Here is a 24,135-nt window from a genome sequence, read left to right on the forward strand (position 1 = left end):
CCCCACCCGGCTTCAGCCGCCTCACCCCGTCGGCGCAGCCTCCCTCCCGTCACGCGGCCCGAACGCCCCCAGCGCCTCCGCGTCCGTCGCCCGGGCATTCAGGTAGTAGTCGGCCCACTCCGCGATCTCCGGGTACGCGGACTCCGCGACGAGGCGGGTGATCGCGGCCGGGATGTCGTACCGCGTCACGCGCAGGTCGGTGCCGGGGCCGAGCAGGCACCAGTGGGCGCCCGGGCGGCCGTACGGCATGCCGACGCTGCCGGGGTTCACGACCAGACGGCCGTGGGCGAGGCGGACGTACGGCATGTGGGTGTGGCCGCAGACCACCGTGCGGACCGTTTCGGGGACGTCCGCGAAGACCTCCGTCCAGCGGTCGGGGCGGGAGTCGACCAGGACGATCTCCTCGTCGTCGCGAGGTGTGGCATGACAGAAGAGGACATCGCCGAGTCCACGGATGGGGAGGGTGAGGGAGTCGGGCAGGGCCGCCAGGAACTCGACCTCTTTGTGAGTGAGTTGGGCTGCTGCGAAGGGGGCGATCGGGTCAGGGATCGAGGTCCGTTCTCCTCGCCGGTACTCGACCAGTTCCCGGTCCGCGTTCCCGGCGATCCACAGCACCCGGTCGCCCTGGTCCCGGAGAAGGGCGAGAACCTCGGCGGGTTGGGGGCCCGCCGTGATGTCCCCAGTCAGCACGATGCGCTCCGCGGCGGCCACCTCCGGCTCGGCGAGCACCGCCTCCAGGGCCGGGAGCACCCCGTGGATGTCGGAGAGGACGGCCACCCGGCTCAACTCGGCCTCGCTCATGTCTCGTTCCCTTCCCCTTCCGGCCCCGCTTCCGGTCCCAGTTCCACTTCCGGTCCTTCTTCCGGCCCCGGTTCCCGTTCCAGTGTCTCCGCCAGCACCTCCGCCAGATGCCGCCCCCGTACCCCCGCCAGTTGCCGAAGCTGGGTCCGGCACGAGAACCCGTCCGCCAGCACCACCGTCCCCTCGCCCGCCTCCCGCACCGCCGGTAGCAGCCGCTCCTCCGCGCAGGCCGTCGACACCTCGTAGTGGCCCTTCTCGAAGCCGAAGTTGCCGGCCAGGCCGCAGCAGCCGCCCGCCAGTTCGCCCGTCAGGCCCGCGGCCTCGCGCAGGCGGCGGTCCGCCGCGTCGCCCAGGACCGCGTGCTGGTGGCAGTGGGTCTGGCCGGTCGCCGGGCGGTCCACGCGGGGCGGGGTCCAGGCGGGGGCGTGGTGGGCCAGGGTCTCCGCGAAGGTGTGGACCGCGTCCGCGAGGCGCCGCGCGCGTGGGTCGTCGTGCAGGAGCTCCGGGAGGTCGGTGCGGAGGGCCGCCGCGCAGCTCGGTTCGAGGACCACGACCGGGGTGCCCGCGTCCAGGACCGGTTCCATGGTGTCCAGCGTGCGGCGCAACACCGTGCGGGCCCGGTCCAGTTGGCCGGTCGAGACGTATGTCAGGCCGCAGCACACCCGGGCGGGTACGCGGGTGCTGGTCCGTCCGGTCGGTGGCAGCGTCACCTCCAGGCCCGCCGCCTCCAGTACGAGTACCGCCGCCTGTCCCACCGACGGCGTCAGGTGCTCCGTGAAGGTGTCGGGCCAGAGGACGACCGTCTGCCGACGCCCCTCACCGGCACGCGCGGCCGCTCGTCTCCCCCACCACCGGCTGAACGGCTCCCTCGTCACCGCCGGGATCTCCCGCTCGGGCGCGATTCCGCCCAGCCGTTTCGCCAGTGCCGCCAACGCGCCTACCGAGGCGAGGGAGTTGAGCACGCGCGCCGTGCGCGTACGAGCGACGGCCGCCAGCCACACCGGCAGCCACCCCATCGCGTAGTGGGCCGCCGGGCGCAGTCGGCCGGCCCAGTGGTGGTGGAGGAACTCCGCCTTGTAGGTGGCCATGTCGACCTCGACCGGGCAGTCCGAGCGGCAGCCCTTGCAGGAGAGGCACAGGTCCAGCGCGTCGCGGACCTCCGTCGACCGCCAGCCGTCGGTGATCACCTCGCCCGCGAGCATCTCGTGCAGCAGCCGGGCCCGCCCGCGCGTGGAGTGCGCCTCCTCGCCCGTCGCGCGGAAGGACGGGCACATCACGTCCGAGCCCCCGGAAGCCCCCTTGCCGGCGGCCGGAGTACGGCACTTGGCCACACCCACGCATCTGCTGACCGCCGCCCCGAAGTTCCCGCCGTCCGCCGGGTAGCCGAAGGCAACGTCCACCGGCTCGCGGGGCAGGACGGCGAAGCGGAGGTTCTCGTCCAGGCGGGCGGGGCGGACCAGCATGCCGGGGTTCAGGAGGTCGTCCGGGTCCCAGAGGGCCTTCGTGCGCTCGAAGAGGGCGATCACCTCGGGGGCGTACATCTTCGGGAGGAGTTCCGCGCGGGCCTGGCCGTCGCCGTGTTCGCCCGACAGGGAACCGCCGTGCGACACCACCAGCCCCGCCAGCTCCTCCGAGAAGCGGCGGAAACGGGCCACGCCCGGTGCCGTCAGCAGGTCGAAGTCGATGCGTACGTGGATGCAGCCGTCGCCGAAGTGGCCGTACGGCGTGCCGCGCAGGCCGTGGTCGCGCAGCAGCCCTCTGAAGTCCCGCAGGTACGCGCCCAGTCGGGGCGGCGGTACCGCGCAGTCCTCCCAGCCGGGCCAGGCCTCCGTGCCGTCGGGCATCCTCGTCGCCGTGCCGCTCGCGTCCTCGCGGACGCGCCACAGGACGCGTTGGCCGGCCGGGTCGGACACGACGAGGGCGTTCGTGACGTCGGCGGCACGCACGATCGCGTCCGCACGCGCGCGTGCCTCCGAAGGAGTCTCGCCGCCCGTCTCCACGAACAGCCAGGCGCCGCCCGCGGGCAGGTCGGTGGCGGTGCGGACCAGGTCGGCGGCCATGCCCTCGACCGTCAGCGGACCGTACGGCAGCAGGCCTGCCGCCGCCTCCGCCGCCGCGCTCTCGTCCGCGTACGCCAGCACGGCCAGCGCACGCGCGCGGGGGGCCTCGACCAGGCGGACGACCGCCTCCGTGACGATCCCCAGGGTGCCTTCCGAGCCGCAGAAGGAGCGGGCGACGTCCGCGCCCCTCTCGGGGAGGAGGGCGTCCAGCGCGTATCCGGAAATGCGGCGGGGGAGGTCCGGGAAGCCGGTACGCAGGCGGGCCAGGTCGCCCTCCGCCAGCTGTCGCAGCCCGTCCGGGGCGCCCGCCCAGTCCCGGCCCAGGTGGAGCCGGTCGCCGCGCGCGCGGATCACCGTCAGCCCGCGCACGCTGTCCGCGGTGGTGCCCCAGGCGACGGAGTGCGCGCCGCAGGAGTTGTTGCCGATCATGCCGCCGAGCGTGCAGCGGCCGTGGGTGGACGGATCGGGGCCGAAACGCAGTCCGTACGGGGCCGCGGCCTCCTGGAGACGATCGAGAACCAGCCCTGGCTGAACAACAGCGGTCTGTTCCTCGTGGTTCAGGGAGAGGAGGTGGTCCATATGCCGCGTGAAGTCCAGAACGACCCCCGTGCCGGTCGCCTGGCCCGCGATCGACGTGCCCCCGCCGCGCGCGACGACCGGCACCCCGTGCGCCCGGCAGACGGCGAGGGCCGCCGCCACGTCGTCCGCGTCGCGCGGGGCGACCACGCCCAGGGGGACGCGCCGGTAGTTCGACGCGTCCATGGTGGTCAGCGCCCGGGACGTGACGTCGAAACCGACCTCGCCCCGGACGGTCTCCCGCAGGTCCGCCTCCAGCGTCCGAAGATCCGTCATGCCCCCAGCATGCATCCCGCCACTGACAGTGACGGTCCGGGCGGCCCGGCAAACGTGGACGGTTTGTGGGGACCGAACCGAAACACCGCCAATTTGATCACTAACTCACCTATAGTTACGGCGAGTTGAGCACCATTAGTCACATCTCGCTCACGAACCGATTGCACAGGCACCCCGCAGGGCCCCGTGGGCCAGGCAGCAGCACCGAGGACACAGCCGAGGATCCGACCCAGGAACCGACCGAGGACCCCTTCATGACCGCGCCCCGCCAACCCGGCGAACGCCCCTCCTACCGCGCCCTCCTGCCCGCCCCGCTGCTCACCGCCGCACTCGCCGCCGCCGCGGTGGCCGGCGGGGTCGCCCGGGCGCCGGACGAGGCGCGCACACCGCTCGCCCTGGGCGGGGCCGTCGCCGCGCTGCTGCTGTGCGCGGCCGTCACCGTGGCCGTCCACGGCGTCAGGTCCGCCCGGCTGTCGGGCCGGCGGCTGGCCGCCGCCACCGACGACGCCGGCCGTCTGCTGCACGACCGCGCCCTTCTCGCCGAGGAGCTGAACCAGGTACGGGCCGGCACGGCCGCCGATCTGGAACGGGAACGCGCGCGCGTGTCCGCCGATCTCGCCCGCGACCGCGCCCGCCTCACCGAGGCCTCCGCCCAGGAGTTCAGCCGCCTCCAGCAGGAGAAGGCGCACGAGATCACCCGGCTCACCGAGGACAACGCCCGTCTGACGGAAGAGCTGCGCCGGGCCAGACAGGAGCGGGCGGCGGCCTTCGCGGCCACCGCCAACGCGGCCGGCCGTATGCAGGCGCTGGCCACGAGCACCCTGGCCGACCTGCGCGCCATGGAGGACCGGCACACGGACGAGGACGTCGTCGCCGACCTCCTCCACCTCGACCACCGCACCGCCCAGGCGGGCCGCCTCGCCGACTCGATCGCCGTCCTCTCGGGCGCCCGTTCGGGCCGCCGCTGGGCCCGCCCGATCGTCATGGAGTCGATCCTGCGCGGCGCCATGGGCCGCATCAGCGGCTACCAACGCGTGCGCGTGCACTCCGCCAGCGACGCCGCCGTGGCCGGACACGCCGCCGAAGGTGTCATGCACGCGCTCGCCGAACTCCTCGACAACGCCGCGAACTTCTCGCCGCCGACCGCCGAGGTCCACGTGTACGTCGAGGAGGTCCCCGCCGGGATCATCGTCTCCGTGGAGGACAGCGGCCTGGTCATGAGCGACGTGCAGCTGCACCGCGCCGAACGGGCCGTCTCCGGGGAGGACGGAAGCAACGACACCAAGGGCAGTGGGCGGAACGCCGACGGCGTGGGCCTCGGGGGCCTCACCGGCACCCGCCTCGGCCTCACCGTCGTAGGCCGGCTCGCCCGCAAGTACGGTCTCAAGGTCTCCTTCCGCCCCTCGGCGCGCGGCGGCACCGGCGTCCTGGTGCTCATCCCGCAGGACATCCTGGCCGGGAGCACGGCGGCGGCGGAGCCACTGCCCATGCCCGTGCCGCCCCCGCCTTCGCGACCGGCGGCACAGCCGGTGCCGGAGACCCCGGCGGCCCCGGCACCCACACCCGGCGAACCCTGGGAAGCCCGTTCCGGAGAGCAGGAGCAGGAACAGGACCCGCGGGTGTCGTACGGGGAAGAGGGCCACCTGGAATGGCCGTACCCGGAGGAGCTGTACACGAACACGCCCTCCGCGCGGGAGGCCCACTCGCGGGAGCAGCCCTCCGCGCGGGAGCAGCCCTACGCGCAGGAGCCGTACGCGGAGCGGCCGTACGCCGAGCAGTCGTACCCGGAGCAGGCGTACGCGCAGGAAAGGTACTCCGAGCAGTCGTACGGAGCCGCCCGCGCCGCCGTCGGCGACCTCGACCCGGACCCCGTACCGACGCACGAGTCCCCCGACCACGCGCCGGAGGCTCCGGAGAGCCACACCCCGGAGGTGCCCCCCGACGAGCTGCCGCAGCGGCGCCGGGGCCGTACGCTCGCCGAGGCCGAGCGCGCCCGAGGGGGCGCGCAGACCGACGAGTCGAGGTTCTCGATCCCCCTCGCGCCGCCCGACCCCGACGACACGCGCGAGCGTGTGGCCCGTTTCGGGAGTTTCCGGCAGGCCGTGCGCGGCGTCGTGCCCGATCAGGCCGTCCTCCAGGGCAGCGCCGACCCGGAGCCGGGCCCCGCGCCCTCCGCCGCCCCCGCGCAGGCCTCCGTACCCCCGGCGGAAGCCGCGCCCGCACCGCCCGCCACCTCACCCCCCACCACCTCCCACCCGGAAGGCGACCCCACCCCATGACCGGCACCGGCCTCGGCCCCGCACCGACGACCACCGACGAGAAGCTGACCTGGCTCATCGAGGGGCTGCTGGAGCGCACCCCGGGTGCCCGGCACGCGCTCGTGCTCTCCCGGGACGGCCTGAAGCTGTGCCGTACGCCGGAGCTGTCCGTCGACCAGGCGGACCAGCTCGCCGCGATCGCCGCCGGCATCCAGTCGCTGTCGCACGGCGCCTCCGTGGAGTTCGGGGACGGCAGCGGAGGAGTGCGTACCGCGATGACCGAGTTCTACGGCGGGGTGCTGTTCATCGTCGAGGCCGGCCAGGGCGCGCACCTCGCCGTCGTCACCGCCGAGGACGCGGACACCGGGCTCGTCGGCCACAACATGAGCGAACTCGTCGAGCAGCTCGGGGAACACCTGCGCGCCCAGCCCCGAACAGCCCAACTCCGAACAGTCCAGCCCCGTACGGCATGAATGGACCGGGGGAACGGCCGGGGGGACGACCGGCGGGACAAGCGGGGAACCGTCCGGGAAGAGACGATTCCCCGGACCGGCTCTACACCCTCACCGGAGGACGCAGCCGCCCCGCGCCCGACAACCCGTTCGACCTGGTGACGCTGGTCGTCGCCGAGTGCGATCCGGTGCCGGGGATGCAGTCCGAGCACGCGGCGATCCTGCGGCTCGCCGAGCGTCCCACGGCGGTGGTCGAGGTCGCCGCCGTGCTGCGGCTGCCGGTGGGCATCACCAAGGTCCTGCTCGCCGACCTCCTCGCGGCGGGCCGCGTCAGCGCCCGCCATCCGCGCCGGACCGCCGTTACCGACCCCGACATCCTGGAGCAGGTGCTCGTTGGACTCCGCAACCTCTGAAACCGCCTACCCGGCAGAAGGCGCCGACCCCGACGCCGACCCACGGCCACCCCTGCGCGCCTCCGCGGACAACGGGCTGAAGATCGTGGTCGTCGGCGGCTTCGGCGCCGGCAAGACGACGCTCGTCCGCTCGGTCAGCGAGATACGTCCGCTCAGTACCGAGGAGACGATGACGCGGGCCGGCGAGGCCGTCGACGACGCCAGCGCCGTGCGCGACAAGAACGCCACGACCGTCGCCTTCGACTTCGGCCGCATCACGCTCGACGCCCGCAACGTGCTGTACCTGTTCGGGGCGCCCGGCCAGGAACGCTTCTGGTTCCTCTGGGACCGGCTGTTCACCGGCGCGCTCGGCGCGGTCGTCCTCGTCGACACCCGCCGCCTCGACGACTCCTGGTACGCCATCGACCGCCTAGAACGGCACGGCACACCGTTCGTCGTGGCCCGCAACGACTTCGGCGGCCCCGACTTCACCCCCCGCGCCATCCGCGACGCGCTCGACCTCGACCCCGACGTACCCCTCATACACTGCGACGCGCGCCTACGGGGTTCGAGCAAGCGGGTGCTGATCGCGCTCGTGGAACACGCGAAGAACCGCTACCGGCGGTCGCCTTCCCACGACACTCAAGTGCCCGCCCCTTACGAGGAGTTGCCCCGGTGACCGCCGCCCATGTCCCCCTCAACGGCTCCCGGCTGCGGACCGAACCCGACCGGCTGTACCGGGAGATGCGACGCGATCACGGCCCGGTGGCACCGGTGCTGCTCGACGGGGACGTGCCCGCGTGGCTGGTGCTCGGCTACCGCGAACTGCATCAGGTCACCGGCGATTCCGTGCTGTTCAGCCGGGACTCCGAGTTGTGGAACCAGTGGGACAGGATCCCCGCCGACTGGCCGCACCTGCCGATGATCGGCCGCGGCCAGCCCTCGATCCTCTACACCGTCGGCGAACGCCACCGCGAGCGCGCCGCGATGATCGGCAGCGCCCTGGAGGAGGCCGACCCGGTCGAACTGCGGTCGTACACCGAGAAGTTCGCGGACGAGCTGATCGACGCGATCTGCGCCCGGGGCGAGGCGGACCTCGTCCAGGAGTACGCGATGCTGCTGCCGGTACGCGTCATGGCCCGCCTCTTCGGTTTCGCCGACGAGGAAGGGCCGGCCCTGGTCTCCGCGGCACTCGCCATGACCGACGGCCTGGAGACCGGTATGGCGGGCCAGCAGCACCTGATCGCGTCGATGGGCCGCCTGCTGGCCGACCGCAGGCTGCGCCCCTCGGACGACGTGGTCTCGCGCATGCTCGCGAACCCGTACGGCTTCACGGACGAGGAGGTCGCCCACGACCTGATGATCATGATCGCGGCGGGGAACGACCCGACCGCCGACTGGATGGGCAACTCGCTGCGCCTGATGCTCACGGACGAGCGGTTCGCGGCCTCCCTCTTCGGTGGCCGCAGCAGTGTCGCCGAGGCGATGAACGAGGTCCTGTGGGAGGACGCGCCCGTGCAGACCATGCCGGGCCGCTGGGCATCCCGCGACACCCGTCTGGGCGGCCGGCACATCCGTACGGGCGACCTGCTCCTCCTCGGCCTCCAGGGCGCCAACTCCGACCCCCAGGTCCGCACCGACGGCTCTGCCCTCACCGGTGGCAACAACGCCCACTTCTCCTTCGGCCACGGCGAACACCGGTGCCCGTTCCCGGCCCAGGAGGTCGCGGAGGTCATCGCCCGCACCGGCATCGAGGTCGTCCTCGACCGCCTCCCTGACATCGACCTGGCCGTCCCCGCCGAGACATTGACCCGCCGAGCGTCCCCGTGGCTACGGGGGCTCACGGAGCTGCCGGTCCGCTTCACACCGACGCTGAGGGGCTGATCTCAGCCCGTCCGGCGTTTACGGACGAGCTCCTTCAGCGCGAAAGGGGGGTCTGAGGGCACAGCCCCCGGAGACGGGCGCCCCCCCCCCCCCCCCCCCCCCCCCCCCCCCCCCCCCCCGCCCAACCCGCGGAGCGCGTCTCACCGGACGGACCACGTTTCGTCCACGTTTCCCGGAACGGCTACGCTCCCCCCGTGGCTGAGATCCAGATTCCCGCTGACATCAAGCCCGCCGACGGACGTTTCGGCGCGGGCCCCTCCAAGGTGCGGACGGAAGCGCTGGACGCGCTGGCCGCCACCGGTAGCTCCCTCCTCGGTACCTCCCACCGCCAGGCTCCGGTAAAGAACCTGGTCGGCAAGGTGCGCGAGGGCATCTCCTCGCTGTTCCAGCTCCCCGACGGCTACGAGGTGGTCCTCGGCAACGGCGGCTCGACCGCGTTCTGGGACGTCGCGACGCACGGCCTGATCGAGAACAAGTCGCAGCACCTCACCTTCGGTGAGTTCAGCTCGAAGTTCGCGAAGGCCGCCAAGCTCGCCCCCTGGCTCGCCGACCCGACCGTCATCTCCTCCGACCCGGGCACCCACCCGGACCCGGAGGCCGAGGCGGGCGTCGACGTGTACGCCTTCACCCACAACGAGACGTCCACCGGTGTCGCCGCTCCCCTCAAGCGCGTACCGGGTGCCGACGAGGGCTCCCTGGTCCTCGTGGACGCCACGTCCGGCGCCGGCGGCCTGCCGGTCGACATCGCCGAGACCGACGTCTACTACTTCGCCCCGCAGAAGTCCTTCGCGGCGGACGGCGGCCTCTGGCTCGCCGCGTTCTCCCCGGCCGCGATCGAGCGCGCCGAGCGCATCCACGCGAGCGGACGCCACATCCCGGAGTTCTTCTCGCTCCCCACGGCGATCGACAACTCGCGCAAGAACCAGACGTACAACACCCCGGCCCTCGCCACCCTGTTCCTCCTCAACGAGCAGCTGGAGTGGATCAACGGCCAGGGCGGCCTGGACTGGGCGGTCCGCCGCACCGCCACCTCCGCCCGCACGCTGTACGGCTGGGCCGAGGACGTCAAGTACGCGAACCCGTTCGTCACCGACCCGGCCAAGCGCTCGCAGGTCATCGGCACGATCGACTTCACGGACGAGATCGACGCCGCCGCGGTCGCCAAGGTCCTGCGCGCCAACGGCATCGTCGACACCGAGCCCTACCGCAAGCTCGGCCGCAACCAGCTCCGCGTGGCGATGTTCCCGGCGATCGACCCGACGGACGTCGAGGCACTGACGAAGTGCATCGACTACGTGATCGAGAAGCTGTAACCGCTTCCCGTACCTCCGTGCTCCGGCCAATTCCGCACTTCCGCACCTGAGCACGTACGCAGGAGAGGGCGCCCCGGTGGCCACCGGGGCGCCCTCTCCTGTTCCCGGGCCGGGAGGCCACTCACCACGCAGCGGCGTCGGTGAGAAATTGCCCGAACCCGCCTCGCTCCCGGCGGTTACCCTGCCCTGCGACACGAATACGGATACGGATACGGAATGCAGCGCACGTGAGAGCCGCGGGCGCACCACCGGAACGGAGGCGAGAGACGTGGACGGCACATCGAAGGCGGGCGCACCCGGCGCGACCCGGCCGAGCATGGCCGCAGGCGGCTTGAGACCCCGTACATCACTCCTGGTGCTCCTGTTTCTCGCGCTGCTGCTGGGCGGATGTTCGGCGCTGGTGATGTTTCCGGCAGCCCGGCACCTGCGCTCCCTCCAGGACGGCGAGCGGGCTCAAGCGACCTTGCACACGAGCGGTTCGTGCATGGCGGGTCGATGCCAGGTCGAGTTCGAGGCCGACGGGCGGACCGTGGTGGCGGACCTGCCGGTGGGCAGCGGCGGCGGCAAGGACTCCGTCGGCACTCACCTGACCGTCCGATACGAGTCGGACGATCCCCAGGTGGTCGCCCGTGAAGACGACACCGGCGGTGGCGGAGCAGCTGTCGGGGCGGTGATGTCGGGAGCCGGCGCACTGCTCTTCCTGGTGATCGCGGTGGTGGTGGCGATCGGCGCGGCCCGGCAGCGGCGCACGGACTCCCTTCCGCCGTCCGGGAGTTGACGCACCTGGGAACGGCTGTCCCGAAGCGCGCCGTGAGGGGGCACCCGGCGAACACCGGGCGCCCCGCCCTCCGTCCTGGTCCACACGTACCCGCAGACCCGGAGACCCGCAGCTCCTCAGACGCTCACGTAGCCGTACAGCTCACCGCGGGCACACCCCCACCCCCCGGCGCTCCCCCGAACCCGAAGCTCGCCGAACTCCCCACCGCCACGCTCCCGTTGTGAGACGCGTTCACAGCGGTGACCGTCGCTCCGCTCTGGGTGTACGACGCGTTCCACATGCTCGTGACCGCCTGTGAACCACTCCAGGTCCAGGTCACCTTCCAGGACTTGAGCGCCACCGTCCCCGAATTGGTCACCTTCACCTCGGCGTTGAACCCGCCGCCCCAGTCGCTGCTGACCGTGTAGGAGGCGGTGCAGGCCGCCGTACTGCCGCCACCGCCTCCTCCGCCGCCGCCACCGCTCCCCGGGAAGCCCGGCGCCTTGACGCTCGCCAGGTAGCCGTCCTTCACGGTGTCGACCGTCTGCCAGTCGTCCTTCAGAATCCCGCCCGTGTCACCGGAGTTGGGGTTCCAGGACCAGAAGGTCCAGTGGAAGGAGTCCGAGCCGTAGGTCGCCGTCGGCCGCAGATAGTCGACCAGCGCGGCCAGCCACCGCTGGTCGACCGTCGATGTCAGCGTCGTGCCGAACTCCCCCACCCACACCGGCGCGATGTTCTGCTTGAAGATGTAACCCCAGTACTTGTCCCAGATCCCCGGCATGTTGGCGGGGAACGAGGGATCGCTGAACCAGCTCTGCTGGGCGACGCTCGTCGCGTAGTCGTGGGCCGAGTACACCACCCGGTTGGCCACATCCAGCTGCACCGGGTACTGCGCGACCCCCATCAGGTTGCCGCCCCACCAGCCGGAGACACCGTTGAACGTCTGCACGCCCTCCACGAACACGAGCAGCTGCGGATTCACGGAGAGCACCGCGTTGCCCGCCCGCTGTGCCGCCAGCCGCCAGTCCCTCGTCGTGTCACCGCAGCCCCAACAGGCGGGATCGTGCGGCTCGTTGTGCAGGTCGATGCCGATGACCGCGTCCTGGCCCGAGTAACGCGCCGCCAGCGCCTTCAGGTTGGCGATCCATGTCGACTCGGGCACCGCCGAGGTGTACCAGAGGGCGGACTGCCCGCCCGCGTCCGGCCGGTGCCGGTCCAGGATGACCTTGAGGCCGGTCTGACCGGCGTACGCGACCAGCTTGTCCATGATCTGGAGGGAGCCCAGACCCTGTAGGTCGGCGTTCTTGCCGCTGCTGAAGTCGATGCTGTTGGGGACGGTCGAGGACTTGAAGATGTCGTCGCTGTACGGCAGCCGGATGGTGTTGTAGCCGAGCGTCTTCATCTGGTCGATCATGCTCTTGTAGTCGCGGGACCAGAGGCCGTGCACCACGTAGTTGCCGGTCTCGAAGCCGAACCAGTTGATGCCGGCGATCCGGACCGGCTGCCCGGCCGCGTCCAGGATCTGACGCCCGCTGGTGTGCCAGTAGCCGGCACCGGCGGCTGCCGCGCGGACGTCCGCCGTGTCGGCGTCCGTCGCGTGGGCGGCCTGCGCACCGGCTCCCAGCGGGAGCAGGAGCACGGCGGCGACGGAACACAGCGCTCTTCGCAGGCTGAGGCGGTCGCGGAAGTAGCGGAGGTCGGGGAAGCGGAACATGTCGCTCGTTCCTCTCGGGAGGCGCGGCCCCGGAATCGATGGGAGCGCTCCCACGCGCCGCGCACCTCCCAGGAAACTGACACAACATGCCCACGTCAATACTTGCGGCACGTCCACGCCTCACCCGGAACGCGTCACCGGCTCAGCCGCTGGAACCTCCGCACCGCCAACGGCAGGAAGACCAGGGTCAGTACGGCCGGCCACGCGCCCGCCATCAGCAGCGCGTGCCGCTCGACCCACGAGCCGCCGGTCACCCCCGGCGCCCCGAACAGTTCGCGGGCGGCCGAGGCCGTCGACGAGATCGGGTTCCACAGGGCGACCTGGCCCAGCCAGTCGGGCATCAGCTGCGGCGACACGAAGATGCTGGAGATCATCGTCAGCGGGAAGACCACCGCGAACAGCCCGCCCGCCTGCTCGGGGCTGGGCACGACCAGGCCGAGCCACACCCCGGCCCAGATCAGCGCGAACCGCAGCCACAGCAGCAGTCCGAAGGCCTGTACGAAGCCCGGTCCGCCGTCCGGCCGCCACCCCATGCCGTACGCGGTGGACATCATGATGCCCAGCTCGGCGCAGGCCACGATCAGGTCCGTCACCCCCCGCCCGGCGACCACGGCCGACGGCGCCATGGGCATCGAACGGAATCGGTCGATGACACCCTTCTTGGAGTCGTACACGACGACGGTCGCCGTGGTGACGAACCCGAAGGCCATCGTCATCACGAACATCCCCGGCATCAGGAACTCCTTGTAGTCACCGCCGCCGGGCACCTTCATCGCGTTGCCGAACACATAGCCGTACAGCAGCACCGACAGGATCGGGAAGCCCAACTGCCAGACGATGCTGACGGGTTGGCGCGCGTAGTGGGTGAGACCTCGGCGTACGACGTTCCAGCAGTCGGCGAGCGTCCAGTACAGCCGGCCGTGCCGCGGCCCGGCCCGGCGCGAACCACGCCGCTCACCCGTCCGGGACACCTCCACAGCACTCACGCGGCCGTCTCCCCTGTCTCCCGGTTTCTCTCGGTCCCCCGGGTCTCCTCAACACCTTCCGTCGCCTCCGCTGCCTCCACTGCATCCGCCGTTTCGGCCGTTTCGGCCGCCTCGGTCCGGCGGCCGGTGAGCCGCAGGAACACGTCGTCGAGGCTCGGTCTGCGCAGCCCGATGTCCTCGACGGGCAGCCGGAACTGCTGGAGGGTACGCGCCACATCCGTGAGGGCGGCCACCCGGTCGACGACCGGCGCGTGGACGCGCAGCCCGCTCAGGTCGACCTCCGGTTCGCCGTGCGCGACCCGGGCGACGGCCTTCACCGCCCAGGGAATGTGGTCCCGCCGCGCGACGACGACCTCGATACGGTCACCGCCGACGCGGTTCTTCAGCCCGTCGGGGGTGTCGTCGGCGATCGCGCGCCCCTGGTCGATGACCGTGACGCGGGAAGCGAGCCGGTCGGCCTCCTCCAGGTACTGCGTGGTGAGCAGCACCGTCGTCCCGTCGGCCACCAACGCCCTTACCGCGTCCCAGACTTCGCCGCGGCTGCGCGGGTCGAGCCCGGTCGTCGGCTCGTCGAGGAAGAGCACGGCCGGGGCGAGGATCATCGAAGCGGCGAGGTCGAGACGGCGCCGCATACCGCCGCTGTAGCCCTTGACGCCCTTGTCGGCGGCGGCCACCAGGTCGAACCGCTCCAGGAGTTGGGCCGCCCGCAGCCGCGCCCGCTTCCCCCCGAGGTGGAACAGCCGCCCGAACATCTCCAGGTTCTGCCGGCCGGTGAGGATCTCGTCCAGCGCCGCGTACTGCCCGGTGAGCCCGATCCGGGAGCGGACCTCGCGGGGCCGCGTCGCCACGTCGAGTCCGGCCACCGTCGCGTGTCCGCCGTCCAGCCGGAGCAGGGTGGCCAGGATGCGCACGGCGGTGGTCTTGCCGGCGCCGTTGGGGCCGAGCAGTCCGTGCACGGTGCCTTCGCGGACCAGCAGGTCGAAACCGTCGAGGGCGCGCTTCTCGCCGTACCGCTTCTCCAGAGCCTCCGCGCACACCACGTATCCGTCATGACCACCATGGCCACCACGACCGCCCATGCCGCCCTCCCGTTCCGCCGGTTCCTCCCTGCCCGCTTCGAACTGAGTACACCGTACTCGTTTACGCGTACGGTGTACTCAGTTCGCTAGGCTCGGCCCTATGACAAGCGGTACGGACGGCAACGACGGTACGAAGACCAGTGGCAGCGGAGACATCGCCCGCACCCTCGAACTGCTGTGGGACACCGGCGCGCGCCCCAGTCGTGGCCCCAGACCCGGTCTCACCATCGACCGGATCGTGGAAACGGCCGTCCGGATCGCGGACGAGGAAGGGCTGGACGCGGTCTCCATGCGCCGCGTCTCCACCGAACTCGGCACCGGCACCATGTCCCTCTACCGCTACGTTCCCGGCAAGGGCGAGCTGCTCGACCTGATGCTCGACCGCGTCCAGCGCCGCTCCCCGGCGACCCCCGGGGCTCCTACGCCCCCGGCCGACGACGGCGGCTGGCGCGGCACCCTGGAGGCCATGGCCCGCTCCACCCTCGACCTCTACCGCCGCCACCCCTGGCTGCTCCAGGTCAACCAGTCCCGCCCGATCCTCGGCCCCGGCACCCTCGACGGCCTGGAGAGCGTGCTCACGCGCATCAGGCCGATGGGGCTGCCGGACCCCGAACTGGTCTCGGCGGTCGTCATGGTCGACGGGTACGTCGTCGGGGCCGCCCGCACCCAGGTCCACCAGCGGGAGGCGGAGCGCCGGACGGGCCTGCCGGACCGGGAGTTCTGGCGAGCCCAACTCCCTTTCCTGGAAGGGATCATGGCCACCGGCCGCTACCCGGCCCTCGCCTCCCTGACGGAGGACACCTTCGATCCCGCCTTCGACCACTTCGAGTTCGGCCTGCAACGCGTCCTGGACGGGCTGGAGGCGTGGGTGGAGCAGCGTGGACAGGAGAAGGGGCAGCGCACGCCGTCGGCGGCTACGACGGCCGGCGCCGGAGCCGCTTCAGCCCGAGATAGGCGATGAAGAGCACGCCGACCGCGATGGCCCCGGTCCTGACGTTCCCTTCCGTGCCCCCGCCCGCCCCGCCGCCCGAGGCCGAACTCCCGTTGCCGGAAGCCGAGTCGGAGTCACCGGACGTGCCGTACGAGGGGGCGTCCTCGGCCTCGACCCCGCTCTCGGCGCCCTCGCTCCCGTACATGATCTTGGACCCGTCGCGGCTGTACGTGACCGACTCACCCTGCCCCTGCAAGGGCACGTCGAGCTGCCCCTGCCGCTTGAGCCTGCCGCCGTTCCAGGCGTAGGAGACGCCGCCGAAGTACCCGCGTACGGCCAACTGCTGCCCGTCGGGCGAGAAGGCGGCGTCGGTGGCCCACATGTCGACGGCGGCGACGGGCCGGAAGACGTTGGTGCCGGAGGACGACAGCTTGGCCGGGCCGGCGTAGAGATGCCCGCCGTCCTCCTGCTTGTCGATGATGTAGACGCGCCCGGTCCTCGGGTGCACGACGAGGGACTCGGCGTCGCGCGAACCGTCCGAGTACTTCACGACGTACTGCGTGGCGCGGATCGTCTGGTTCTTGAGCACCTTGGGCTCGGTGAGTTGGTAGATCCAGACATAGTCCCAGGTCACACCGTCGTTGTCGCCGATGTCGCCGACGTAGATCTGGTTGTTCGGCCCGATGGAGATCGCCTCGATGTCGCGGGGCGTGCCCACGCCGGTCATGGTGACGGTGGCGACGGTCCGCCCGGTCGCGCTGTCGATCGCGTACAGGAAGGCGCCGTCGTCACTGTCGTTGTGGGTCCAGTAGATGCCGGGGTGCTGGCGGGAGGCCGCGAGACCGCTGGACTCGGTGATCCGCGGGTCCTTGATGGTGAAGTCCTGGTCACCGTCGGCAGCGGAGGCGGGTGCGGCGAGCACCCCGACGAGTAGGCCCCCGGCGAGGAGGGCGAGCGATCGGCGCATGCCCTCAAGCGTGCCATCCCGCCGCTCGATACGAGGCCCATGACCCTGAGCGCCCACCGGATCGGTCGCGAACCGACTGCCGGCCGGCCGTGGGCCAGCGGCCGGATCGGCCGCCGATCGACTGCTCGCTGACGTACAACTGCCCGCAAGCTGACATACACCTGACACCGGGTGGCCTGACTCACACACCGCACGCGTCCCACACCCCTCCCCCCATCCCGCATCATGAGCGGATGCTCAGGTTGATGCCCGTAGGCGACTCCATGACGATCGGCAGTGCCGGCGAACACACCTGGCGCTACCGGATGTGGCAGCACCTGCGGGAGACGTACGGCGGCCCGTTCCGGATCGTCGGCCCGCGCGAGGCGCTGTACGACAAGGCGACGGACACCGCCGACTCGTACGAGTACGCAGACCCGGAATTCCCCCGCGCCCACCTGGCCGGCTGGGGTGAGGGCTGGCACCACATCACCCCGCTGATCGCGGACGCGGTACGCGCCCACAAGCCGGATGTCCTCCTGGTCTCCCTGGGCCTGATCGACCTGGGCTTCTACACGGACGCCGAACAGACGGCGGACAACGCGCGCCTCTTCGTGGCCGAGGCACGACGGTCCAACCCGCGCATCGCCATCGCCCTGCTCCCGGTGATCCCCAACGTCCGCGCGGAGACCGACCCGCCCTTCGCCGCCCAGGTCACCCGCTTCAACGAACTCCTGGCGAAGGCCGCTGCCGACCTGGACGAGCCCCGCTCCCCTCTGCTCCTGACGTCGCCGCCGCCCTCGTACGACATCCACCACGACACGTACGACGGCACGCACCCCAACGCGAACGGCGAGCACAAGATCGCGGGCGCGTTCGCGGACTCGCTGTACGAGGCCTGGGATCTCGGGGACCGGTACGGGGCCGAAACCGACTGACCGAATCCGGGCGTGCCCTGGTCACCGTGCGTATCGTTGTACCGCACGGCTGCGCTTGTCCGGGGCACAGCCGGGGAGGAGTGCCACGGTGACCGTCCTTGAAGACAGGATCGAGATGGCCGACATCGCCGACAACAGCGACAAGCTGACGCTTGAGATGATGTTCGAGTGGCTTGAGAAGAGCCCCATCCCCGACGGATACAGGGTCGAGATCGTCGGAGGGAACATCTTCATGTCGCCACAGCGGGACACCCACTGGGAGATCATCCTGGACATCGTCGAGCAGTTGCGCACCAAGTACCCGCGCAAGCGCGTGAAGTCCGACGTCCGCATCGACTACCCGGGCCACCTCAACGGCTTCTCCTCCGACGTCACGCTCATGACCGAAGGTGCCGAGAAGAGCGACAAGGGCCTATGGCGCTGTCAGGACGTCGAGTTCGTCGCCGAGGTGATCTCGAAGAGGACCGCCGCCAACGACTACGGCCCGAAGAAGACCGCCTACGCCGAGGCCGAGGTCCCCGTCTACCTCATCGCCGATCCGTACCAGGGCAGGTGCTTCCTGTACACCCACCCCAAGAACGGCGAGTACGCGACCGAGACGAAGCTCCCCTTCGGAGACGACGTGGACCTCGGCGACACCGTCGTCGACCTCGTCCTCAGGACGGACGAGTTCCCCCAGGACTAGGGCCGGTCCGAGGGTCCGCCGCCCGTGGCCCGGCCTCTCGAAGAGCCGCAGCCCGTCCCCGGGAAGCGCGGGTACGACGTGCGGTTGCAGTTCGTCGATGAGCCCTCCTCCCCCGCGAGGTACTGCCGAACCGTGTTCGCCCCGGCCCGGCGCCGTCCCCGCCTGGGTTTTCGAGGGTGACGCCGGTGCCGGCTCCGGCGAGACCCACATCACATTCGCTCACGCATGTCACATCCGGCCGAGCCCTCCCGTCGTGCATGTGCAACGCCCCGACACAGGCAGCACCAAAGACGGAGGAGCCCACCATGGAAGCCCGTTTGAACCTCTTCGCCAGCCCCGTCGCCGCCAAGGCCACGAAGCACCTCGTCGCGGCAGCCAAGGCGGCCTCGGACTCGGGCCTGCCGGTCACGACACAGGAGCTGGTGAGGCTCCGCGCCAGCCAGATCAACGGCTGCGGTTTCTGCACCGACATGCACACCAAGGACGCCGCCGCCGCGGGCGAGACCGCGCAGCGCCTCCACCTGGTCGCGGCCTGGCGCGAGGCCAAGGTCTTCACCGACGCGGAGCGCGCCGCGCTGGAGCTGACGGAGCAGGGCACCCGCATCGCGGACGCGGCCGGCGGTGTCACGGACGAGGCCTGGGCGAACGCCGCCAAGTACTACGACGAGGAGCAGCTCACGGCCCTGGTCCTCACCATCACCCTCATCAACGCCTTCAACCGGATGAACGTCATCGTCCAGCAGCCCGCCGGCGACTACGAGCCCGGCATGTTCGCCCAGCTCTGACGACGGCGACGCACCCTGCGCCGGGCGGGCGAGAGGGGTGGGGCCGCCCGGCAGCGGGCGGGGCGGCCCCGTCACTCAGAACATCGTGTTGTCGTTCGCCGAGGTGGCCGGCACATCCTGGAGCACGTCCCAGTGCTCGACGATCTTCCCGCCCCGCACCCGGAACAGGTCCACGACGGCCTGCCCACGCTCGCCCGGCGCGTTCACGTAGTGGCTGTGCACGGCGACCAGATCCCCTTCCGCCACCACCCGCTTCCGGGAGACGGCCAGCTCCGGGAAGGCCCGGAAGTACCCCCCGAGCCCTTCCCGCGCGCCGGCCACACCGTCCGCGATGCCGGGATTGTGCTGGTGGTACTCGGCCCCCCAGTACGTGTCGAGCGCGGACAGGTCCTTGTCGACGATGAGCCGGTCGAACGCCTTGGTCACGAGCTTCTTGTTGTAGGCGGTGAGCAGGCGCGGCCCCGGCTGCTCGCTCTTCGGCCAACTGACCGTCGAGAACATGTCGTTGCCGTTGGCGCTGGTGTCCGGCACGTTCTGCCCGGTGTCCCAGTGCTCGGCGATCCTTCCGTCCCGGAACCGGAAGATGTCGAAGACGGCCGAGCCCCGGCTCCCCGGCGTCAGTACGACGTTGGAGTGCACGAGGACGAGGTCGCCCTCGGAGATGACCCGCTTGACGTCGTACTTCGCCGCGGGGAACTGCTGGTGCACCCCGGTGGCCAGGTTCTTCAGCGGCCCGGAGCCATCGGCCGCGAGCGGGTTGTGCTGGATGTAGTCGGCCCGCACGAACCGGTCCACGATCGCGGTGTCACCCCGCTCGAACACACCCTTGAGGACGCGTACGGCGACGTCCTTCTGATAGTCGAGCCGCGCCCCGTCACCCACGCATCCGGCACCATGACGCCCACCCGCGGACGGCGAGGCGACGGCGGGCACGGTCGCGGCGCCCAGCAGGGCGGACACGGCGAGCGCGGCGACGAGGACACGGCGGACAGGCGTACGCAGGACGGGCGTACGCGGAGCGGGCATGTGGGGGGCCGGCATGTGGGGGGTCACGATGCTCTCCCTCTCTCGGGATGTCTGGAGCGAACAGAATCTTGAAACTTAAAGCGAGTAACGCTGTGCATACGTAAGCACTAACCGAGAGATAGCGTCAAGGCCTGATTTGCCCTGCCCGCACCGCCCGACCCGCCCTTGCCTAGAGCGCACTCCACGACGTTGGCTGGACAGTCATGAAGTACACGCAGCTCGGACGCACAGGACTCAAGGTCAGCCGACTCGTCCTCGGGACCATGAACTTCGGCCCCCAGACCGACGAGGCCGACAGCCACGCGATCATGGACGCGGCCCTGGACACAGGGATCAACTTCTTCGACACGGCCAATGTCTACGGCTGGGGCGAGAACAAGGGCCGTACGGAATCGATCATCGGGAACTGGTTCGCCAAGGGCGGTGAGCGGCGCGACAAGGTGGTCCTCGCCACCAAGATGTACGGCAACATGGCCGCCGAGGGCGACGCGTGGCCCAACCACGACAAGCTCTCCGCGCTCAACATCCGCCGTGCGGTGGACGCGTCACTGAAGCGCCTCCGGACCGACTACATCGACGTCTACCAGTTCCACCACATCGACCGCGCGACTCCCTTCGAGGAGATCTGGCAGGCGATCGACGTGCTCGTACGGCAGGGGAAGATCCTCTACGCGGGGTCGAGCAACTTCCCGGGGTACAAGATCGCCCAGGCCAACGAGATCGCCGCCCGGCGCGGCGGCACCATCGGGCTCGTCAGCGAGCAGTGCCTCTACAACCTCGTCGAGCGGCGCGCCGAGATGGAGGTCATCCCGGCCGCGCAGGAGTACGGACTCGGGGTCATCCCCTGGTCGCCGTTGCAGGGCGGACTGCTCGGCGGCGTCATCAAGAAGGAGGTCCAGGGCGGCCGGCGTGCGAGTGGCCGCGCGGCCGACACCCTCGCCGACCCCACCTCACGCGCCCAGATCCAGGCGTACGAGGACCTGCTCGAAAAGCACGGCATCGAGCCCGGCGAGGCGGCTCTCGCCTGGCTGCTGACCCGCCCGGGCATCACCGGCCCGATCGTCGGCCCCCGCACCGCGGAACAGCTCCGGTCCGCGCTGCGCGCCGTCGAGCTGGAGCTGAGCGACGACCTGCTGACCTCGCTCGACGAGATCTTCCCGGGCCCGGGGCCGTCACCGGAGGCCTTCGCCTGGTGAGCGGGCAGCAGCCGTAGCAGGCGGGCGGCGGCGCGGAAGGCGACGTGAGCGAGGTTCCTGCCCACGGAACCTCCCGCGTCGCTTCCCGCCCGCTTCCCACGCCGCTTACGGCGTCACTTCCCGACGGCCGCCGCCACCCCGACCACCACGAACATCAGCACGAGCGCACCGGCCATCACCCGGTTCCGGATTTTCGGATTCACGCCGCCGAGCCTAACCGGCCGCGCCGAGAGACCAGCGGGCGACCACCTCGTACCGGGGCTGCTCCCCCGGCACCCCCGACTTCGGCAGATTGCTGCGTACCAGCGCCAGGTCGTCCACCGTCCATGTGCGGCTCGTGAACGCGTCCAGGGCCTCGACGTACGGCCGCACCTCGAAGGCGTCACGGCTGCGCGCCACGGTGAGGTGGGGCTTGTACTGCCGGTGGTCCCCCATGTCGACACCCGACTTCCGCCCCGCCGCCTCCGCCCGGTCGGCCAGCAGGCGCAGCGCGTTCACCTCACCGGCGGCGCCCGCCCACAGCGCCCGCCCGTGCCCGAACTGCCCGCCGCCGCGCACCGACAGCGCGAACGCGTCGGTACGGTGGGCGGCCCGCGCCAGCCGCTCCGACAGTTCCGGTACGACGTCCTCGTCCACCTCGCCGTAGAAGGCGAGGGTGAAGTGCCAGCCGGGTACGCCGGTCCAGCGCAGCCCGTCCGCGCCCGGCAGCCTCCTCAACGCGGCCACGGCGTCGGCGAGTTGCCCGGAGACGTCCTCGGGCGGCAGTACGGCGGCGAACAGTCTGACGGTGTTCATGGCACTCATGGCGCTCACCGTACTCACGCCACGGAGGAAACCGTCTCCCGCCGGTCCTCTTCCCGCACTCCTTGCACCTCTTGCGCTCCCTGCGCTTCCCGCACCTCTTGCGCTTGCTGGTCCCGGCGCTTGACGAGGCTGACGCGCGGGTGTCCGGAGTTCCAGACGGCGGAGACCTTCAGGCCGCCCACCCGGGCCAGGACCAGGCCGACGGTCAGGGCGGCGGCCGTCGCGACGATGCCGCCGAAGGCGAGGCCGACCCGGGGGCCGTACGCGTCCGTGATCCAGCCGACGACCGGTGCGCCCAGCGGCGTACCGCCCATGAAGACCATCATGAACAGGGCCATGACCCGGCCGCGCATGGCCGGGTCGGTGGCCATCTGGACCGCGGTGTTCGCCGTGACGTTGACCGTGAGGCCGGCGATCCCGATCGGCACCATCAGCAGCGCGAACAGCCACAGCGACGGGGCCACGGCGGCCACGATCTCCAGCGCGCCGAAGGCCACGGCCGCCGCGACGAGGACGCGCAGCCTCGCCGTACCGCGCCGGGCCGCGAGCAGGGCGCCGGCCAGGGAGCCGACCGCCATCAGGGTGTTGAAGAAGCTGTACGCGCCGGCGCCCGCGTGGAACACGTCGTCCGCGTACGCCGAGAGGACGACCGGGAAGTTGAAGCCGAAGGTGCCGATGAACCCGATGAGGACGATCGGCCAGATCAGCTCGGGTCGCCCGGCGACATAGTGCAGGCCCTCGCGCAGCTGCCCCTTGGCACGCGGCGCCCGCTCCACGGCGCGCAGTTCACGGCCTCGCATGAGAAGCAGGGCGGCGATGGGAGCGACGAAGGACAGGCCGTTGAAGAGGAAGGCCCAGCCCGTGCCGACGCCGGTGATCATCACACCGGCGACGGCGGGTCCGACGAGGCGTGCGGACTGGAAGTTCGCGGAGTTGAGACTGACGGCGTTCTGGAGCTGGTCGGGCTCGACCATCTCGGACACGAAGGACTGCCGGGCCGGGTTGTCGACGACCGTGGCGAGCCCGACGGCGAAGGCGGCGAGGTAGACGTGCCAGACCTCGACGTCACCCGTGAGGGTCAGGACGGCGAGCGCGAGGCCGGTGACGGCCATCATCGCCTGCGTGACGAGCAGCGTGGGGCGCTTGGGCAGCCGGTCGACGAGGACACCGCCGTACAGGCCGAAGAGCAGCATCGGCAGGAACTGCAACGCCGTCGTGATGCCGACGGCGGTGGAGGAGCCGGTGAGGCTCAGGACCAGCCAGTCCTGGGCGATGCGCTGCATCCAGGTGCCGATGTTGGAGACGACCTGGCCGAGAAAGAAGAGTCGGTAGTTCCGGACCTTCAGGGAACCGAACATGGCGGTACGGGAGCCCGACCGGCCACGGGACTCCGCCTCGACGGAAGGCCCGGGGAGCCCGGCAGCCGACTCCGGGCGACCGGCCGGCTCCGGTCGACCGACGGGCGCATCGGAAGCCACGGGTGCGGTGGGGGTCGCGGGTGCGGTGGGGCTCACCGGCGCCGAGGGGGGCACGGGTGCGGTGGGGGTCACCGGCCCGGCGGAGGTCACGGGCCCGGAGGGGGTCACGGGCACAGCAGAGGTGACCGGCGGCTCGGGGGTCACCAGCGGCTCGGGGGTCGCGGGTGCGGTGGGGTGGGGGGTGGGCTGGGGGTCGTGGGCGGCTGGTGCGGGTGCGGAGTCTGCTCCGGTTCCCGAACTCAAAGTTGATCGCCTCCTTGCTGGTCACTGCTTCTACAGATGCGCGAGCTTCTCCAGTACGGGGGCGGCGGCGCGCAGTTTGGCCCACTCGTCCTCGTCCAGGTCCTCGACCAGACCGGCCAGCCAGGCGTTCCGCCTGCGGCGGCTCTCTTCGAGCATCGCCTCGGCCGTCTCGGTCTGGGTGACGACCTTCTGGCGCCGGTCCTCGGGATGCGGCTCCAGCCTGACCAGGCCCTTGCCCTCCAGCAACGCGACGATACGAGTCATGGAGGGCGGCTGCACATGCTCCTTGCGGGCCAGCTCGCCCGGCGTGGCCGAGCCGCAGCGGGCAAGGGTGCCCAGCACCGACATCTCGGTTGGGCTCAGCGACTCGTCGACACGCTGGTGCTTGAGTCGGCGCGACAGGCGCATCACGGCGGAGCGCAGGGAGTTCACGGCGGCAGCGTCGTCGCCATGGGTTAGGTCAGGCATGTTCTTTAGCGTAACTCATTACTCTGACTAAAGACCACCCGGAACACGCCGAGATGCCCGTGACAAGGGCCACGGAACCTCCACATC

The 24,135-nt window shown here is 71.1% G+C and carries 22 protein-coding genes; 12 read left to right on the forward strand and 10 right to left on the reverse strand.

All coding sequences use genetic code 11. From position 1 onward, the window contains the following. Positions 1–21: 21 nt before the first annotated feature. Positions 22–801, reverse strand: a complete 780-nt coding sequence (locus tag OG595_RS18180) for a metallophosphoesterase family protein (protein WP_329273404.1) — start codon at positions 799–801, stop codon at positions 22–24. Beyond that, entirely contained in the window at positions 798–3,713 is a 2,916-nt protein-coding gene (locus OG595_RS18185) for an FAD-binding and (Fe-S)-binding domain-containing protein (RefSeq protein ID WP_329273405.1), read from the reverse strand. Before OG595_RS18185 ends, OG595_RS18180 begins: the two co-directional genes overlap by 4 nt. Positions 3,714–3,967: 254 nt before the next feature. Here OG595_RS18185 and OG595_RS18190 point away from each other — a divergent pair, with 254 nt between their 5' ends. From OG595_RS18190 to OG595_RS18220, 7 genes are all read left to right on the forward strand, one after another. Next, entirely contained in the window at positions 3,968–5,992 is a 2,025-nt protein-coding gene (locus OG595_RS18190; protein WP_329273406.1) for an ATP-binding protein, read from the forward strand. Beyond that, complete coding sequence (locus OG595_RS18195; protein WP_329273407.1) at positions 5,989–6,444, forward strand: roadblock/LC7 domain-containing protein; 456 nt, start codon at positions 5,989–5,991, stop codon at positions 6,442–6,444. Before OG595_RS18190 ends, OG595_RS18195 begins: the two co-directional genes overlap by 4 nt. Continuing rightward, the gene (locus OG595_RS18200) at positions 6,441–6,836 is read left to right on the forward strand and encodes a DUF742 domain-containing protein (protein WP_329273409.1); all 396 of its coding nucleotides are present in this window, start codon (positions 6,441–6,443) and stop codon (positions 6,834–6,836) included. Before OG595_RS18195 ends, OG595_RS18200 begins: the two co-directional genes overlap by 4 nt. Further along, positions 6,817–7,494, forward strand: coding sequence for a GTP-binding protein (locus tag OG595_RS18205; protein ID WP_443073063.1), 678 nt, complete (start codon positions 6,817–6,819; stop codon positions 7,492–7,494). The genes OG595_RS18200 and OG595_RS18205 overlap by 20 nt, the downstream gene beginning before the upstream one ends. Continuing rightward, on the forward strand, positions 7,491–8,699 hold the full coding sequence (locus tag OG595_RS18210; RefSeq protein ID WP_329273410.1) for a cytochrome P450: 1,209 nt from the start codon (positions 7,491–7,493) through the stop codon (positions 8,697–8,699). Before OG595_RS18205 ends, OG595_RS18210 begins: the two co-directional genes overlap by 4 nt. A 194-nt stretch (positions 8,700–8,893) precedes the next feature. Further along, the gene (gene serC / locus OG595_RS18215; protein ID WP_329273412.1) at positions 8,894–10,012 is read left to right on the forward strand and encodes a phosphoserine transaminase; all 1,119 of its coding nucleotides are present in this window, start codon (positions 8,894–8,896) and stop codon (positions 10,010–10,012) included. 268 nt (positions 10,013–10,280) lie between these two features. Beyond that, complete coding sequence (locus tag OG595_RS18220; RefSeq protein WP_329273413.1) at positions 10,281–10,790, forward strand: DUF3592 domain-containing protein; 510 nt, start codon at positions 10,281–10,283, stop codon at positions 10,788–10,790. A 124-nt stretch (positions 10,791–10,914) separates the two neighbouring features. Here OG595_RS18220 and OG595_RS18225 read toward each other — a convergent pair whose 3' ends face one another. From OG595_RS18225 to OG595_RS18235, 3 genes are all read right to left on the reverse strand, one after another. Then, positions 10,915–12,483 carry a cellulase family glycosylhydrolase gene (locus OG595_RS18225; protein ID WP_329273415.1) on the reverse strand — a complete coding sequence of 523 codons (1,569 nt, stop codon included), beginning with the start codon at positions 12,481–12,483 and terminating at the stop codon, positions 10,915–10,917. A gap of 134 nt (positions 12,484–12,617) precedes the next feature. Further along, entirely contained in the window at positions 12,618–13,460 is an 843-nt protein-coding gene (locus OG595_RS18230) for an ABC transporter permease (RefSeq protein ID WP_443073347.1), read from the reverse strand. A gap of 5 nt (positions 13,461–13,465) precedes the next feature. Next, positions 13,466–14,548, reverse strand: a complete 1,083-nt coding sequence (locus OG595_RS18235) for an ATP-binding cassette domain-containing protein (protein ID WP_329273416.1) — start codon at positions 14,546–14,548, stop codon at positions 13,466–13,468. Positions 14,549–14,648: 100 nt separating this feature from the next. Between OG595_RS18235 and OG595_RS18240 the strand changes: the two genes are divergently transcribed. Further along, positions 14,649–15,509, forward strand: coding sequence for a TetR/AcrR family transcriptional regulator (locus OG595_RS18240; protein WP_329273418.1), 861 nt, complete (start codon positions 14,649–14,651; stop codon positions 15,507–15,509). Here the strand turns inward: OG595_RS18240 and OG595_RS18245 are convergent. After that, positions 15,463–16,446 (reverse strand): WD40 repeat domain-containing protein, encoded by a 984-nt coding sequence (locus OG595_RS18245; RefSeq protein WP_329273419.1) that lies wholly within the window; start codon positions 16,444–16,446, stop codon positions 15,463–15,465. The genes OG595_RS18240 and OG595_RS18245 overlap by 47 nt on opposite strands. Positions 16,447–16,679: 233 nt before the next feature. Here OG595_RS18245 and OG595_RS18250 point away from each other — a divergent pair, with 233 nt between their 5' ends. The 3 genes from OG595_RS18250 (at position 16,680) to OG595_RS18260 (ending at position 18,833) form a co-directional block, all read left to right on the forward strand. Beyond that, positions 16,680–17,363, forward strand: a complete 684-nt coding sequence (locus tag OG595_RS18250; RefSeq protein WP_329273421.1) for a GDSL-type esterase/lipase family protein — start codon at positions 16,680–16,682, stop codon at positions 17,361–17,363. Positions 17,364–17,451: 88 nt separating this feature from the next. Then, positions 17,452–18,048 (forward strand): Uma2 family endonuclease, encoded by a 597-nt coding sequence (locus OG595_RS18255; RefSeq protein ID WP_329273423.1) that lies wholly within the window; start codon positions 17,452–17,454, stop codon positions 18,046–18,048. 305 nt (positions 18,049–18,353) lie between these two features. Further along, positions 18,354–18,833, forward strand: coding sequence for a carboxymuconolactone decarboxylase family protein (locus OG595_RS18260; RefSeq protein ID WP_329273424.1), 480 nt, complete (start codon positions 18,354–18,356; stop codon positions 18,831–18,833). A 75-nt stretch (positions 18,834–18,908) separates the two neighbouring features. Here OG595_RS18260 and OG595_RS18265 read toward each other — a convergent pair whose 3' ends face one another. Next, positions 18,909–19,859, reverse strand: coding sequence for a nuclear transport factor 2 family protein (locus OG595_RS18265; protein ID WP_329282993.1), 951 nt, complete (start codon positions 19,857–19,859; stop codon positions 18,909–18,911). A 203-nt stretch (positions 19,860–20,062) separates the two neighbouring features. On the opposite strand from OG595_RS18265, the gene OG595_RS18270 reads away from it, so the two are divergent. Then, on the forward strand, positions 20,063–21,055 hold the full coding sequence (locus tag OG595_RS18270; RefSeq protein ID WP_329273425.1) for an aldo/keto reductase: 993 nt from the start codon (positions 20,063–20,065) through the stop codon (positions 21,053–21,055). 213 nt (positions 21,056–21,268) lie between these two features. Here the strand turns inward: OG595_RS18270 and thpR are convergent, their stop codons facing one another. The 3 genes from thpR to OG595_RS18285 all read right to left on the reverse strand — a co-directional run bounded on the left by thpR (position 21,269) and on the right by OG595_RS18285 (position 24,048). After that, positions 21,269–21,859, reverse strand: a complete 591-nt coding sequence (thpR, locus tag OG595_RS18275; RefSeq protein WP_329273426.1) for an RNA 2',3'-cyclic phosphodiesterase — start codon at positions 21,857–21,859, stop codon at positions 21,269–21,271. 14 nt (positions 21,860–21,873) lie between these two features. Continuing rightward, a complete protein-coding gene (locus OG595_RS18280; RefSeq protein ID WP_329273428.1) occupies positions 21,874–23,217 on the reverse strand; it encodes an MFS transporter in 1,344 nt (447 codons plus the stop codon). Positions 23,218–23,610: 393 nt separating this feature from the next. Further along, positions 23,611–24,048, reverse strand: a complete 438-nt coding sequence (locus OG595_RS18285) for a MarR family winged helix-turn-helix transcriptional regulator (protein WP_319095470.1) — start codon at positions 24,046–24,048, stop codon at positions 23,611–23,613. Positions 24,049–24,135 lie beyond the last annotated feature (87 nt).

The sequence above is a fragment of the Streptomyces sp. NBC_01451 genome, assembly GCF_036227485.1.
Lineage (GTDB): Bacteria > Actinomycetota > Actinomycetes > Streptomycetales > Streptomycetaceae > Streptomyces.

Coding starts and splice junctions, on each gene's coding strand:
- OG595_RS18180 (WP_329273404.1), bottom strand. CDS start 801: ATGAGCGAGGCCGAGTTGAGCCGGGTGGCCGTCCTCTCCGACATCCAC.
- OG595_RS18185 (WP_329273405.1), bottom strand. CDS start 3,713: ATGACGGATCTTCGGACGCTGGAGGCGGACCTGCGGGAGACCGTCCGG.
- OG595_RS18190 (WP_329273406.1), top strand. CDS start 3,968: ATGACCGCGCCCCGCCAACCCGGCGAACGCCCCTCCTACCGCGCCCTC.
- OG595_RS18195 (WP_329273407.1), top strand. CDS start 5,989: ATGACCGGCACCGGCCTCGGCCCCGCACCGACGACCACCGACGAGAAG.
- OG595_RS18200 (WP_329273409.1), top strand. CDS start 6,441: ATGAATGGACCGGGGGAACGGCCGGGGGGACGACCGGCGGGACAAGCG.
- OG595_RS18225 (WP_329273415.1), bottom strand. CDS start 12,483: ATGTTCCGCTTCCCCGACCTCCGCTACTTCCGCGACCGCCTCAGCCTG.
- OG595_RS18235 (WP_329273416.1), bottom strand. CDS start 14,548: ATGGGCGGTCGTGGTGGCCATGGTGGTCATGACGGATACGTGGTGTGC.
- OG595_RS18240 (WP_329273418.1), top strand. CDS start 14,649: ATGACAAGCGGTACGGACGGCAACGACGGTACGAAGACCAGTGGCAGC.
- OG595_RS18245 (WP_329273419.1), bottom strand. CDS start 16,446: ATGCGCCGATCGCTCGCCCTCCTCGCCGGGGGCCTACTCGTCGGGGTG.
- OG595_RS18250 (WP_329273421.1), top strand. CDS start 16,680: ATGCTCAGGTTGATGCCCGTAGGCGACTCCATGACGATCGGCAGTGCC.
- OG595_RS18260 (WP_329273424.1), top strand. CDS start 18,354: ATGGAAGCCCGTTTGAACCTCTTCGCCAGCCCCGTCGCCGCCAAGGCC.
- OG595_RS18265 (WP_329282993.1), bottom strand. CDS start 19,859: ATGCCCGCTCCGCGTACGCCCGTCCTGCGTACGCCTGTCCGCCGTGTC.
- OG595_RS18270 (WP_329273425.1), top strand. CDS start 20,063: ATGAAGTACACGCAGCTCGGACGCACAGGACTCAAGGTCAGCCGACTC.
- thpR (WP_329273426.1), bottom strand. CDS start 21,859: ATGAGTGCCATGAACACCGTCAGACTGTTCGCCGCCGTACTGCCGCCC.
- OG595_RS18280 (WP_329273428.1), bottom strand. CDS start 23,217: ATGTTCGGTTCCCTGAAGGTCCGGAACTACCGACTCTTCTTTCTCGGC.
- OG595_RS18285 (WP_319095470.1), bottom strand. CDS start 24,048: ATGCCTGACCTAACCCATGGCGACGACGCTGCCGCCGTGAACTCCCTG.